Annotated in this window: 9 protein-coding genes and 1 tRNA gene; 8 read left to right on the top strand and 2 right to left on the bottom strand. The window is 59.4% G+C overall.

The features are described from left to right. Nucleotides 1-73 precede the first annotated feature (73 nt). Nucleotides 74-147 (top strand) — tRNA-Pro (locus NW806_RS08160). A gap of 11 nt (nucleotides 148-158) precedes the next feature. On the opposite strand, the gene NW806_RS08165 is transcribed toward NW806_RS08160, so the two are convergent. Next, nucleotides 159-2,714, bottom strand: coding sequence for a DUF3536 domain-containing protein (locus tag NW806_RS08165; protein WP_414410716.1), 2,556 nt, complete (start codon nucleotides 2,712-2,714; stop codon nucleotides 159-161). A gap of 174 nt (nucleotides 2,715-2,888) precedes the next feature. Between NW806_RS08165 and rnc the strand changes: the two genes are divergently transcribed. The 7 genes from rnc (at nucleotide 2,889) to NW806_RS08200 (ending at nucleotide 11,533) form a co-directional block, all read left to right on the top strand. After that, nucleotides 2,889-3,635: a ribonuclease III gene (gene rnc / locus NW806_RS08170; RefSeq protein WP_414392967.1), complete on the top strand. Its 747-nt coding sequence runs from the start codon at nucleotides 2,889-2,891 to the stop codon at nucleotides 3,633-3,635. Nucleotides 3,636-3,678: 43 nt separating this feature from the next. Then, nucleotides 3,679-5,712 (top strand): NAD-dependent DNA ligase LigA, encoded by a 2,034-nt coding sequence (gene ligA / locus NW806_RS08175; RefSeq protein WP_414410717.1) that lies wholly within the window; start codon nucleotides 3,679-3,681, stop codon nucleotides 5,710-5,712. A gap of 514 nt (nucleotides 5,713-6,226) precedes the next feature. Beyond that, the gene (gene clpX, locus NW806_RS08180; protein ID WP_414410718.1) at nucleotides 6,227-7,573 is read left to right on the top strand and encodes an ATP-dependent protease ATP-binding subunit ClpX; all 1,347 of its coding nucleotides are present in this window, start codon (nucleotides 6,227-6,229) and stop codon (nucleotides 7,571-7,573) included. Nucleotides 7,574-7,600: 27 nt separating this feature from the next. Then, complete coding sequence (locus NW806_RS08185; RefSeq protein ID WP_414410719.1) at nucleotides 7,601-8,308, top strand: potassium channel family protein; 708 nt, start codon at nucleotides 7,601-7,603, stop codon at nucleotides 8,306-8,308. Between the two features lie 166 nt (nucleotides 8,309-8,474). Next, the gene (locus NW806_RS08190) at nucleotides 8,475-9,755 is read left to right on the top strand and encodes a TrkH family potassium uptake protein (RefSeq protein WP_414410725.1); all 1,281 of its coding nucleotides are present in this window, start codon (nucleotides 8,475-8,477) and stop codon (nucleotides 9,753-9,755) included. 174 nt (nucleotides 9,756-9,929) lie between these two features. Continuing rightward, on the top strand, nucleotides 9,930-11,006 hold the full coding sequence (locus NW806_RS08195; protein ID WP_414410720.1) for a phosphotransacetylase family protein: 1,077 nt from the start codon (nucleotides 9,930-9,932) through the stop codon (nucleotides 11,004-11,006). 26 nt (nucleotides 11,007-11,032) lie between these two features. Next, nucleotides 11,033-11,533: a ribonuclease H family protein gene (locus tag NW806_RS08200; RefSeq protein WP_414410721.1), complete on the top strand. Its 501-nt coding sequence runs from the start codon at nucleotides 11,033-11,035 to the stop codon at nucleotides 11,531-11,533. An 8-nt stretch (nucleotides 11,534-11,541) separates the two neighbouring features. On the opposite strand, the gene NW806_RS08205 is transcribed toward NW806_RS08200, so the two are convergent. Continuing rightward, a partial coding sequence (locus tag NW806_RS08205) for a glycosyltransferase (RefSeq protein ID WP_414410722.1) occupies nucleotides 11,542-13,818 on the bottom strand: 2,277 nt, incomplete at its 5' end.

Raw genomic sequence — 13,818 nt, forward strand, 5'->3', positions numbered from 1 at the left:
GCGCAGATTGGCTCGGCGAGGATCGTGCTTGGCTAGTCAGCGTGCTAGAATTGTTGCGCTGTAAGTTGGATCACGGGATGTAGCGCAGCTTGGTAGCGCACTTCGTTCGGGACGAAGGGGCCGCAGGTTCGAATCCTGTCATCCCGATGGGAGCTGGGCTAGCCCTCGGTAGCGGCCGGGGGCGGTAGCTGCTGTAGCCAGGCACCGACATTAATGCGAAGCTGTTGTCCCAGCTGAAGCAAGCGGCGTAGGGTTTCGGCAGGGATCCGGCCAGGGGCACGCTCTAGGGCGCTGCGGAGCAGTCCTGATTGCTGGCGCTCTAACCCTAGTAGGTAAAGCTCTTGGAGGCGATCCAAGCGGATGGGCAGGCCCAGATCGGCAGCCAGTTGCAGCCACTCTTCCAAGTTGTGGAGCTGCTCGCTGAGGGTTTCCGAGTCGGCTGCCTGGGCCAGCTGCCACATCCCCCGCTGCAAGAGCCGATCCAAGACCCGGGCTGCCTCTTCCTGCCGCAACTGACACCCCAACTGCTCTGCCTCGCGGGCAATTGCTCGCAACTCCAGCAAGTGATCCCGCTTGCCCTCTTCTATTTCCATGGCCCGTAAGCTGCTCAATAGGCGCTGGTTGAGGGTAATCTGGGCGGCGGCCAACAGCTCTTCCGGGATCGGCAGGCCATCGGCCCGAAAAGCCATCAAAACCCCGTAATTCTCCAGGTAGGTTTGGCGATAGAGCTGGGCCAAGCGCTCCAACGTGTCCTGGGTAAGCCAGCGCAGCATCTGCTGCCGGTCTTCCTCCGTTAGGGCGTTGAGGTCGAAGGTTTCCGGTCCCAGCAGCTCTTGCAGGGTTAGGACGAGCTGGATGCGGCTGCGGGAGCTAGACAGCAGACTGGCTTTCAACTGCTCGTAGCCGCGCTGCCCTGGAAACGGCTTGACGCCACATTGAAAGTCCCAGCCGCCCAGGTGGAGTAGAGCGTAGGTGAGGTCGTGCTCTTCAGAGGTGGTGGGAAAAGAAAGCTTCACCCTCCCCACCAGCAGCGTGGATCCTCCTATAGCTAGGCGCTCCTGATCCACCGGCTCCAGCATATACCCAGAGGAGCGAGGTACGCCGTTGACCAGGGAAAGCAGGGCGTGCTGGGCCACGAGCCGCTGCGGGCTAACCCGGCGGGGGCACACCAAAGCTTGGTAAACTCCTCGGCCGTCTTTGTAGAGTTCGAGATTGCTGGGGGCCTTGCTTAGGCGAAGCAGAAACTCCTCCTCCAGATCTACCTTGGTGGCAGCCGCTGCCAACTCAATGGCCCGCGCCGCATAGCGCAGGATTTGCACCCCCTCAGGGCGAGCGAGTTCTTCAAAGAACCAGCCGCAACTGGTGAACATCAGTTGGCTGTAGCGCTGCATCTCCAACAGGCGCAGCACCTGCACCCGGTCTTCGGCAGTGAGGCGGTGGCTTTGGTGCTCCTGCAAAAATGCCTCCCTGCGCTCCCGATCCAAGATCACCTCGATGTAGCGATCCCGAGCCAGCCAGGGATCCCGCAGGTAGGCCTTAGCCTCCGTCTCGTAGATCTCGGCCAACTGATCCCGCAGCCAGTTGAGGGCCTCCCGCAGCGGTTGCCGCCAGCGTTGGTGCCAGCCAGGCACTGCCCCACAGCCACAGTCCCGTGACCACCGCCCCACCCCATGGGCACAGCTCCAGGCAGTAACTGGCTTTAGTTGCACCTCCCAGGTGGGAGGGTGGTGGCTGAGGAAATGGGCGTAGTTGCCCACTTGCCAGCCTCGGCGGGGAAACTCCTCGCAGAAGGCATAGGCCAGGGTACGCTCTGTTCCGCGTTTGTGGTGGCCAAAGGTCTCGCCATCCGTGGCACAGTTGATGAGTTGGACTTCTCGGTCGGGGCGAATGGCCAACTGGAGCCGCTCCGCCAGCGCCTGGGTGCTGTAGGCAATATCGCCAAAGCCAAGGTCGCGGGAGATGGGGCCGTCAAAGAAAAAAACATCTAGGTAGCCGCCTCGGTCGGGGGTAAAGCAGCGATAGGGCCGGCTGGGATCGATCTGGCCCTGGCTGACATCGATCCATTCCGTTTGCCCCAAAGGGCGAATGCGCTGCGCCTGGCTGGGGGCTAGGATGACAAAGCGGATCCCGCAGTCGACCAAGGCCTTAACCGTTGCTGCATCGATAGCGGTTTCCGCCAGCCACATGCCTTCGGGGAAGCGGCCAAAGCGATGCTGGAAATCGGCGATTCCCCAGCGGATCTGCGTGTACTTGTCCCGCTCATTGGCTAGGGGCAGGATGACGTGGTTGTAGACCTGGGCAATGGCATTGCCCTTTCCCTCCAGCCGCTCGGCGCTGAGACGGTCGGCAGCCAGGATGCGCTGGTAGACCTCAACGTCGTGCTCCTCCAGCCAGGCAAGGAGGGTGGGGCCGAAGTTAAAACTCATGAACTCATAGTTATTGACAATGCGCACCACCTGCCCTTGCTCATCAAGGATGCGGGCAAAGGCGTTGGGCCGATAGCACTCCGCCAGAATGCGCTCGTTCCAGTCGTGGAAGGGGTGGGCGCTGGGCTGGCGCTCAATGCGGTTCAGCCAGGGATCCTCGCGCGGTGGCTGGTAGAAATGGCCATGCAACACCACGTAGGGAGCTGTGGTCCGCGGGCCTGGAGACTCAACTTCTTGCCCAGACTGGGCCGCTGGCTGGGCGGGGTTTTTGGAGCCACTCGGCAGCATGAGACCGCACTCTTTGCTTGCCCTTGGAGCCTCTAGGCTCCTATCCCCACGTTACCGCGATCCCCAGCAGCGACTATGTATGATTTGGACAGAAACTCAGCGCCTAGGGGGTTAAGGGCGGTTTTGCCTTCCTGCCCTCCTCCGTCAAGGGGCTGCAAGTCTGGTTTGAGCGGTATGGTTGAACTCATCTTGCCCCGTCGTCGCTTGCTGGAGCAATTGCTAGCTCGCCTAGGGTTCAAAGATCCCACCTGGCTGGAGCAATTGCGCTGGGACTTACTGGATCAGGCTTTGATTCACCCTTCCCGGGATGGCCAGCGCAACAACGACCGGCTGGAGTTTCTGGGGGATTCCGTCCTACGGATTTTGGCCACTGAGTTCTTGTTCCAGTCCTATCCTCACCTGTCAGTAGGAGAACTAACAGCAATTCGCTCCGATCTCATCAGCGATGCTCACCTAGCGGAACTGGCGGATCTGCATGGCCTGGAGCGTTACCTCGAGCTGGGATCTAGCTGCCAAAACGACTTGGCGGGTCGGGCACGACGCTTGGCGGATGCTTTTGAGGCCCTGCTGGGATCCCTGTACCTAAGCTGGGGCATCCACACCCTGTCCCGGCTGCACCCCTGGCTGGATCCCTACTTTCGCCAACGGGTAGAGCAGTGGTTCCAGGATCCCACTCGTCGCAACCCCAAGGCTGCGCTGCAGGAGCTAACCCAGCGCTGGTGGGGCATTTTGCCAGAGTATCGCCTCGTGGCTGCCCAGGAGCACCCGCCCCGTTTCACCATGGAAGTTTGGGGCCAAGGCCAATGCTGGGGCCGCGGCGAGGGGCGCTCCAAAAAGGCGGCGGAAATGGCCGCTGCCGCCCAAGCCTACCAATACCTGCAGGAGCAAAAATTGGCAGATACGCCTCCCCAAGGCTGCTAGAACAAGCGTAGTGCTCCCCTAGGGGCTAGCTGGATACGACGGTATGGATCCCAAACTGGAAGAACGCGCCCGTGAGCTGCGCGCCCTGCTGCAAAAAGCCAGCATCGCCTACTACGTCCACAATGCCCCCATCCTGGAAGACAGCGTTTACGACCGCCTCTACCGCGAGCTGCAGGAGCTAGAGCAGGCCCATCCCGAGCTGATTACCCCCGACAGCCCCACCCAGCGGGTAGGGGAAAAACCCGCTGAGCAGTTTCCTACGGTTTCCCACCGCGTTCCCCTCTACAGCTTGGAAAATGCCTTCAACCTGGAAGAGCTTAAAGGATGGCAGGAGCGCCTGCTGCGGCTGCTGGGGCGGACTCCTGAAGAAGGGGAGCTGGAGTACGTGTGCGAGCTGAAAATCGATGGCGCGGCCCTGGCGCTGACCTACGTAGATGGGCTGCTCCAGCGGGGGGCCACCCGCGGCGATGGCCAAGTGGGCGAAGACATCACCCCCAATGTCCGTGCCATCCCTTCCATTCCCCTGCGCTTGGCAACCGCCAATCCCCCGCCAGTCCTGGAGGTGCGAGGAGAGGCCTATCTTCCCCTTGCCGAGTTCGAGCGCATCAACCGCGAGCGCTGCTCCGCTGGGGATCCTCCCTTTGCCAACCCGCGCAACTGCGCCGCCGGCACCTTGCGCCAATTGGATAGCCGCGTGGTTGCCGCCCGCAAGCTTAGCTTCTTTGCCTATGCTCTCCACTGGCCGGAGGGGTGGCCCGCCGGGGATCCTCCCCAAACCCAGTGGGAGTGTCTGCAGCGGCTGAAAGAACTGGGATTGCCTGTCAATCCTCTTTCCCAGGTCTGTCGGAACCTCCAAGAGGTGGCCCAGTTCTACGAGCGGTGGCGGCAGGCCCAGCTTCCCTATGCCTGCGATGGGGTGGTGGTTAAACTCAACTCCCTGCGGCTGCAAGAGGAGGCCGGCTTTACGCAAAAATTCCCCCGCTGGGCCATTGCCCTCAAATACCCTGCCCAGGAAGTCCCCACCCGCATCCGCGCCATCGTGGCCAGCGTGGGCCGCACTGGGGCCGTTACACCAGTGGCGGAGCTAGAGCCGGTGCTGCTAGCCGGCACCACCGTCAGCCGCGCCAGCCTGCACAACGCCGATCGCCTGGAGGAGCTGGATGTCCACATCGGCGACACCGCCATCGTGCGCAAGGCAGGCGAGATCATCCCTGAGGTGGTGGGGATCCTCAAGGAGCTGCGCCCCCCCGATGCCGTTCCCTATCGCCTGCCCAGCCACTGTCCCGAGTGCGGCACCCCTTTGGTTCGCCCTGCTGGCGAGGCGATAACCCGCTGCCCTAATCCCGACTGTCCCGCCCAGATTAGGGGTCAACTGCAGCACTGGGCTAGCCGCGACGCTCTGGATATCGAAGGCTTAGGGGAAAAGCGAGTAGCCCAGTTGGTGGAAAAGCTAGGAGTGCGCACCGTAAGCGATCTCTACCGCCTCACCCCGGAACAGTTGGAAAGCTTGGAGGGGATGGGATCCCGCTCCAGCCAGAAGCTGGTACAAGCCATCCAGCGCTCCCGCCAACAGCCCTGGGAGCGTGTGCTCTACGGCTTGGGGATCCCCCATGTGGGAGTGGTAACTGCCCAAACTTTGGCCCAGCATTTCCCCGCCCCTGAACTCTTGGCCCAGGCCAGCATCGAGAACATCGCCCAAATCTACGGGATAGGAAGAGAAATTGCCGAGGCAGTGGTGTCCTGGTTTGCCGATCCAGCCCACCAGCAGCTCCTGCAGGAGCTGCGCGAGTTAGGGATCCCTGCCCTGCCTCAGCAAAAGGCCCCTGCGGCTGCTCAGGTGCTGGCTGGGAAGAAGTTTGTGATTACCGGCACCCTGCCTACCCTGTCTCGCCAGGAGGCCAAGGCTTGGATTGAAAGCCGCGGCGGCAAGGTAACCGCCAGTGTTAGCCGCCAAACAGACTACGTGGTGGTGGGTTCAGACCCTGGCTCCAAGCTCAAAAAGGCTCAAGAATTGGGGATCCCCCTGCTGAGCGAAGCGGAGCTGTTGGCCTTGGATCCTGGCAATCCCCATTCTTAAGTGGAGCCTTAGGGAAAAATTTAGGCGGCCCAGCTTGTCCTGGCCTTGGAGATGGTTTATATTCAACTCTGTGAGGAGTGAACGCCGGAAGGGGAAGCGGACGAAACAAGGAAAGTCCCTTCCCCTTTTGGATGCAACAGACACGTGTCAAGACCTGCCTTGGCCTTGCTTAGGAACAGTGCAGAGCCCTCTTCTTCCCCGCCAGTCCCCTTGGCAGCAGCCGGCGATGTTCTCCTATCATAGAAGTAGCGGAGACGCATGTTTCCGTTCACTCCTCACACCATCCGCCGCTCGGCGTCAAGTCGAGCGGTTTTCCTATGGGCTTTTCCCCCTCTAAGGTAAGCTCAAGCCAGGCAGCGCTAGGAGGGATCCCTGGCAATGGAAGTGTTAGACTAGGAATACTTGGCTCACCAGGTTATTTGCCTTTCTAGCCAATTCATCTCACCCTGCGGCGAGGGAAGGCAAGCCACTTTTTCGGGTACCTACTTCAACAGCCAACAGCGACGAGGATCCCATGGCCAAGCATGACTCCCAATTGCGGTGTTCCTTCTGCAACAAGTCTCAGGATCAGGTACGCAAGCTGATTGCAGGGCCAGGGGTCTACATCTGCGATGAATGTGTGGAGCTATGCAACGAAATTCTGGAGGAGGAGCTCTACAACGGCAACAGCTCGCCAGCCTCAGCTCCTGCTGCCAGACGGCGGGAAGCTCCTAAAAAGCCCCCGCGCGGCTTGCCTTCTTTGGCTCAGTTGCCTAAGCCGCGGGAGATTGTGCGCTATCTCGACCAGTACGTGATTGGCCAGGAAAAGGCCAAGAAGATCTTATCGGTAGCAGTCTACAACCACTACAAGCGGCTAGCTGCCAAAGCCAATCCTGGCAGCGCTGGGTTGGCAGAGCTGGAGGAGGTGGAGCTGCAAAAGTCCAATATCCTTCTCATTGGTCCTACTGGATCTGGCAAGACCCTCCTGGCTGAGACCCTGGCCCGCCTGCTGGATGTGCCTTTTGCCGTTGCCGATGCCACAACCCTTACAGAAGCTGGCTATGTGGGGGAGGATGTGGAAAACATCCTACTGCGCCTGCTGCAGGTGGCCGACATGGATGTGGAGCAAGCCCAGCGCGGCATTGTCTACATCGATGAAATCGACAAGATTGCCCGCAAGAGCGAAAACCCCTCCATTACTCGCGACGTTTCCGGGGAAGGCGTCCAGCAGGCCCTGCTGAAGATGCTTGAGGGGACGATTGCCAACGTGCCTCCGCAGGGAGGTCGCAAGCACCCCTACCAAGATTGCATTCAAGTGGATACCTCCAACATTCTCTTCATCTGTGGAGGGGCTTTTGTCGGCCTAGAGAAGATCATCGAGCAGCGCATTGGCAAAAGATCGGTGGGGTTCATCAAGCCAGGGGATCAGGCAGCGGTTACTCGCGAGCAACGCCTAGCCGATGCTCTCAAGGCGCTGGAGCCGGAGGATTTGATCAAGTACGGCATGATCCCAGAGTTCATCGGGCGGCTGCCAGTGGTGGCTACGCTGGATCCCCTGGACGAGAAGGCCCTCGAGGCCATCTTGACGCAGCCTAAAAATGCCATCCTCAAGCAGGCCCAGAAGCTGTTGCGCATGGACGGAGTGGAGCTGGAGTTTGAGCCAGCTGCCATTTCTGCCATTGCCAAGGAGGCCTACCGCCGCAAAACCGGGGCACGGGCGCTGCGGGCGATTGTGGAAGAGCTGATGCTGGATGTGATGTACGAGGTTCCCTCGCGGCGCGACATCAAGCACGTGCGTATTACCGCCGAGATGGTGGAGCGTCGCTCTACGGGCGAGTTGATCCCTCACCCCTCCACCTTGCCCAAGCCGGAGTCTGCCTAAGATGACAGCTCTGCCGAGCCCGGCTGCATGGCTTATGATCGATGTCTGGTTTTGGCAGAAAGGCTCAGGGGGTGGATGGGGCGGGCAGAGCGAGAGTATGCGGTAATTGGGCTGGGGCGCTTTGGCACAAGTTTGGCCCTCACGCTGATGGAGCGAGGGCATAACGTTTTGGGGATTGACCGCAGCCGCGAGATCGTGCAGCGCCTGGCGGACCAGCTGACGCAGGTGGTGGCGCTCGATTCCACCGATGAAGACGCCCTGCGGGCGGTGGATATTCCCTCCTTTGACACGGTGGTGGTGGCCATTGGTAGCGATTTCGAGAGCAATTTGCTGACGACGGTAGCCCTCAAGAGTCTGGGGGTACGTAATGTTATCTGCAAGGCTTCCACGGAGCGGCAGCGCTCGATTCTCTTGCGAGTAGGGGCAGATCGGGTGGTGCTGCCGGAGCAGGAGGCAGGGCGGCGCTTGGCGCAGGTGCTAACAGCACCAGGGATCCTGGATCAACTGGAGCTGGAGCCCGGCTACAGCATTACTGAGCTGGAGGTGCCGGAGGCCCTGGTGGGTCATACGCTAGCGGAGTCGGACTTGCGCCGCCGCTTTGGCATCACGGTTCTAGTCGTGAAGCGAAAACAATCGCTGGTGGTCTCGCCGCCAGCAGACTATGTTCTGGAGAAGGGAGATCTGCTGGTGGTGCTGGGGGCCAACACCAACATCTCGCGGCTGAATGAGATGTAGGGGTAAAGGTTCGATGAGAGAGGGCCGCGTCCCGCCGTTGCAACCGGAGGGGGCTGAGCGCTGGAGTTCCCCCCGCTTTTCTTCTCAGTCTCGGCTACTGGCCAACCCCTTACAGCGGCTCTTTTTTGGAGACAGGCGTCGCCCGCTGCCACCGCCATCACGGTTGGTGGTCGGACTGGGCCTGTTGGTGGTGGTGGGGACTTTGCTGCTTAAGCTGCCGGGGATCGGCCGGGGGGATCCCTTGAGCTGGAATGAGGCCCTATTCACGGCCACATCGGCCCTGAGCGTGACGGGGCTCTCGACGATTGTGGCGGCAGAGGATCTCACTTTCCTAGGCCAGATCCTGCTGCTGCTCCTCATCCAAATTGGCGGGGTAGGCTTCATGGTGGTGGCGGTGGTGGTGTTTCAGCTGCTTGGGCGGCGCATTTCCCTGCTCAATCGCCTGGCCCTCTGCAACTCCCTGGGCCTGATCGATCCGGGGGCAATCCTGGAATTGACGCGGCGGGTGCTGATCGGGGTTACCCTCATTGAGCTGGGGGGGGCCTTGCTGCTCTGGGTGCACTGGCGGGATCTCTATGGCCCGGGTCGGGCGGTTTTTCTGGCAATTTTTCACGCCGTCTCTGCTTTTTGCAATGCTGGGTTTGACCTATTTGGGCAAGAGGGGATCCCCACCGATGGACTGTCGCTGGCGATCTTGGGCTCTCTCATTTTTATCGGCGGCCTGGGCATCCCGGTTTTGTCGGATTTGTTGACCTGGCCGCGGGGCCACCGCCCCTCTTTGCACACCCGCATCACTCTGGTTGTGGTGGTGGTTCTGCTCTGCACAGGCGGCTTGGGGATGTTTTTGGCCGAGAGTTTGCCTGGCGGCTCCCTGCGCGAGCTAAGCTGGCCTCACCGCCTGGGCCTGGCGTTTTTTCAGTCGGTTTCGGCCCGCACTGCTGGGTTTGCCGGGATCCCGATTGAGGATTTGACACCAGCAAGCCAGTTGCTGCTGATGACGCTGATGTTTATCGGCGCGGCACCGGCCTCGATGGGAGGCGGCACCACCACTGGCACCCTAGCGGTATTGGTGCTGGCCTTGTGGGGCTACGCCCGCGGCTTGCCCAGCGCTCAGATTGCCGGGCGCAGTTTGGATCCCTCGATGGTGCGCAAGGCAGCAGCGGTGTTGACGGTCTCCCTGTTCGTGGTGCTATTGGCAACTTGGCTGATCTTAATTACCCACCACAACAGCAGGCTGGAGCCGGTGCTCTTCGAGGTTATTTCTGCTTTTGCTACCTGTGGCCTCTCGACGGGGTTCACGGGGGAGCTCAACCTCTTCGGCCAACTGCTCATCGTCTTGGTGATGTTCTGGGGCCGGCTGGGGGCGCTGACCATTGTCTTGGCTCTGGCCCAACAGCAGCCCCGTCCGCTGGTGACCTACCCCGAAGAGGCGATCTTAATTGGCTGATCTCTTGCTCTCGGCCCTGGGGAACTTGAAGGAAGAGGAGGCGTCTTAGCTTGTAGTTGGGATGGGAAGCAGCCCTGAAGCAAGCTTTTCCCCAAGCCGTTTCCGTTAGACTGAGTAACAAAACAAGTGGCTTCAGCCACACCCTTGGTGTCCCTGACCTCTCAGGAGCTCTGCGTGTCTAAGTTCCTCCTTATCGGCTCGACGGAGCCTTGCAGCGGCAAGTCATCAGCCATCTTGGGTTTGGCTAAGCATCTGCAGCAGCAGGGGGCGAAAGTTGCCTATGGGAAGCCGCTCGGAGCAGGCGACAGAGAAATGGATCCGGATGTGCGCTTTATAGCGGAAACCCTGCGGCTGAGCCAGATGCCCCCCATGCTCCTTCAGCTTGACGAAGCAGCTTGGCTGGCTCACCTGCGGCAGTCTCCTACGGATCCAGCTCGCTCGGTTGCCTCTCTGCTGGAGTTTGTCAAGGCATCCCCTGCGGATTTGGTTCTGCTAGAGGGCCCAGCCGATCTCTACGAGGGAGAGGTGTTCGGCCTCTCCTTGGCCAAAATGGCCCAAGCTCTGAATGCTCCAGTGCTGCTGGTCAGCCGCTACCGTTCCCCTTCGGCGGTCGATGCTCTTCTCTTTGCCCACCGCCAACTGGGATCCCACCTGTGCGGCGTGTTGCTCAACGATGTGCCGCCCGACCAAATGGGGCCAGCCCAGGTCGTCGTCCGACCTTTTCTGGAAGCGCGAGGGATCCCGGTTCTGGGCATTTTGCCCTCCCATCGCATTTTGCGCAGCGTCAGCGTCGGCAAGCTGGTGCGGCAACTGGAAGCGGAGGTGCTCTGCTGTCCGGACCGGATGGATTTGATGGTGGAAAACATCGCCGTGGGAGCGATGAACGTCAACGCTGCCCTGAAATATTTCCGCAACCTGGAACACAAGGCAGTCATCACCGGCGGCGATCGCACCGACATTCAACTGGCTGCCCTGGAGACTTCTACCCTCTGCCTGATCTTGACCGGCAAGCTACCTCTTGATCCCCGCGTTCGCTCGCGGGCAGAGGAGTTGGAAGTGCCGATCCTCTCGGTAGATCTGGATACCTTCACTACCATTAACCGCATCGAACGGCTTTTCGGCCAAATCCCCCTGCACGAGGAGGTGAAAGTCCGCTGTATCCAGGAACTCATGTCAGCAAACTTTGACTTTTCTCGCCTTTGCGCTCGTTTGGGCTTGACACAACCCTTAGCGTCGGTGTCGGGCGCCTAGAAAAGCTGTCCTGCGCTTTTCCACTTATGGCTAAGAGCTCCCAGCCAGGCAAGACTTCAGTAGCTCAGCCTCCTCAGCTAGTTGCGTGTCCCCACAGCGGCATCTTTACCGATGGGGGCTGTTCTCCCAACCCAGGACCAGGGGGATGGGCGGTAGTGGTGGTTCGAGACAACCAGGTTGTGGAAGAGTTTTGGGGAGGGGATCCCGCCAGCACCAACAACCGCATGGAATTGACCGGCCTCATTCGGGCCTTGCAATACTGCCGGGATACGCTGGGCAACGCGGTAGAGACCATCTACAGCGACTCCCACCTTTGCGTGCAGACTTATAACGATTGGATGGAGCGCTGGGCAGCCCAGGGATGGCGGCGGCGCACAGGGCCAGTGGAAAACTTGGATCTGGTTGAGGAGTTATATCAACTCAAGCAGGAGTGCCCTCAGGTGCGGGTGGTCTGGATCCCAGCCCATCGGGGTCTGCGCTGGAACAAGTATGTGGATAAGCTGGTCGCCCGCGCCCGACCCAAGTAATTCTAGATTCATCGCCTCACGGCAGAGTGCAAGACTTCCTGAACCGTTCTGGCCATGCGCTCCCAGGTAAAAGACTTGACCCACTCCAAGCCTTTGCTGATTTTTTCAGCGCGCAGCTTCGGATCCAAAACCTGAGCCATCGTATCTGCCAGGGAATCTTCTACGTAGAACGCAGCATCTCCTCCCGCTTCCACCAAGGCAGAGTTGGGATAGATGATGACAGGGGTTCCACAGGCCATGGCCTCCAATACCGGTAGCCCAAATCCTTCATAGGCACTTGGGTAAACCAGAGCTACAGCATTCTGGTAGGCATGAACCATGCCCTGTAGATCTAGGCGAGCGCTGAAGACAGGCTGAGGAGCTGCAGCTTGCCGGTAGGTCTCTGGAACAAACGACCCATAGGTGCAAAGGACAGGAAAGGGCTTGTAGGACCACTGCTGATAAGCCTCGAAGAACAACTCGTGTCGTTTGTAGGTTCCTTGCGAGCATTGAATGAGTAGCCAGTGTTTGGGGGTAGCCGAGGGATCCGGCTTGAACACACTGGTGTCAACTCCGGGGTGAGCTACCACCGCCTCTTTCCCAGTTAGGCGAAGGAGGTCACGGGCCGTGTTTTGGCTAACAGCTACAATGCGAGTGGCTACTTCAAGGGCGGCGTGCTTTTGGCGCCACATGGGATCTGCCAGATCCCAACCCAGCACTTCAGGGATCATGTCATGCAGCAGGAGCACCTGAGGAACGTCAGGAGCTAGATAGGTATAGTAAGTGCTCATAAAAACGTCCGCCCCCGACCAAGCAAAGGCTTGCCGCAACTCAGGATCATCCCAGTAGGCGTAGCTAAAGGGATGTCCCTGCATTCTCTCTACACCTTGGGGTAGCTCTCCTATGCCGCCCCGATCGTAGAAAGTAACGCGAATCCCAAAGCAGGGCAATTCCCGCAGTAGGTTGCGCCAAACCGTAGCAATACCACTTTGGGCAAATTGGAAGAACACTCCGTCCACAAACAGGTGAAGGCGCTCCCGCACCTCTACCACTAAGGGATCCCCGTACGCCCAGGGGAAAAAGGGCTGCAGCGAGCAGGGCTTTTCCGCTTTTTGCAGCTCTTCCCAGGCTTTTACGGCTCCTTGATAGCCGTAGTAGGACTCCTTAAACTCCACCTGTTTTCGCAACGCATAGGCGTAGCGGTCAAACACCAAGCCCTCTGCTTCTGTTTGGTCTGCAGTCAAAACCTTCTTAGGAACCTGTCCATTTCGGGTTAATACGGGCGGCTCGTGAGTTTGCCACTCACACTCGGTGGGATCCCACCTCCAAACTCGCCACCACTCCATCTGAGGGTTGTTGCCCCACTTGCCTTTGTTGTCCAACACAAGATTGGGGCCCACAAAGTAGCGACAGTAGAACTGAGCTGCCTCTAAACTGGGGTCTGCTTCAAATCGTCGATGCACCCGTCGGATTTGTTCAGCTGTCCAAATCTCATCAGCATCCAACTGCCACAGCAAGCAGGGATAATCAGGCTGAGCTGCCCTGACCATTTCGATTTTGCCATCCCAAAACTGGCCATCAGGCTTCTGAACCAGCCGAACACGGGTATCCTTGGCCGCCAAGTCTCTCAAGTATTCAACTGTGCCATCTAAGCTGTGCCCTTGAGCATACTCCTCAGGGATCCGGCCACCGTTGGCCAAACTCCACCCTGTGTCATGCCGCAAGGCAGCAACGCCCTCAACTACCACCCATTGCCAGGGGATCCCTAACCTATCCAACTGACAGAGGACAGAGTAGTGGCGCTCAATGTAGGGTTGTCCATCCAATACAATGGTGAAGAAATGAATAGGAAGGGTAGCTTTAATATCCTTAAAGATGGCAAAGCCGTTGCGGGCATTTCCCCAGCGAATGAGTCGGTAGCCACAGCTAGGAAGCTCCCTGAAAGAGCGGTTGTTCTTGAAAGCAAGGATATCATTCAAGGCAATATACTTGGGACGAGCACCCCGCTCTATGAAGGCTTGCAGGTCGTACCAGCCTGTAAACTCGCCACCGTCGATGAGAAGAAGATCGGGATTGGGAACTTGACTTGCCCCATCCGTGGGAACAGACTTGAGTAAGTCTTCATCCCCCCGACGCCACTGTAAAGCCTGCTCTCGACCATAGGGAGCCCAAATGCTAGAGCCAGATTCCAACCATTCTTCCACCTCCTCCACTGTAGCGATCCTAGGTTGGGCAGCAGCGTGAATGGGAATGCAGCGGGGATCCTCGCTTACCCTCTTAGCCAGCTCCCTGTAGCGCTCAGGATG

The organism is Synechococcus sp. W65.1, assembly GCF_047461615.1.
In the GTDB taxonomy this organism is placed as follows: Bacteria; Cyanobacteriota; Cyanobacteriia; order Thermostichales; family Thermostichaceae; genus Thermostichus.

Coding starts and splice junctions, on each gene's coding strand:
- NW806_RS08165 (WP_414410716.1), bottom strand. CDS start 2,714: ATGCTGCCGAGTGGCTCCAAAAACCCCGCCCAGCCAGCGGCCCAGTCT.
- rnc (WP_414392967.1), top strand. CDS start 2,889: ATGGTTGAACTCATCTTGCCCCGTCGTCGCTTGCTGGAGCAATTGCTA.
- ligA (WP_414410717.1), top strand. CDS start 3,679: ATGGATCCCAAACTGGAAGAACGCGCCCGTGAGCTGCGCGCCCTGCTG.
- clpX (WP_414410718.1), top strand. CDS start 6,227: ATGGCCAAGCATGACTCCCAATTGCGGTGTTCCTTCTGCAACAAGTCT.
- NW806_RS08185 (WP_414410719.1), top strand. CDS start 7,601: ATGGCTTATGATCGATGTCTGGTTTTGGCAGAAAGGCTCAGGGGGTGG.
- NW806_RS08200 (WP_414410721.1), top strand. CDS start 11,033: ATGGCTAAGAGCTCCCAGCCAGGCAAGACTTCAGTAGCTCAGCCTCCT.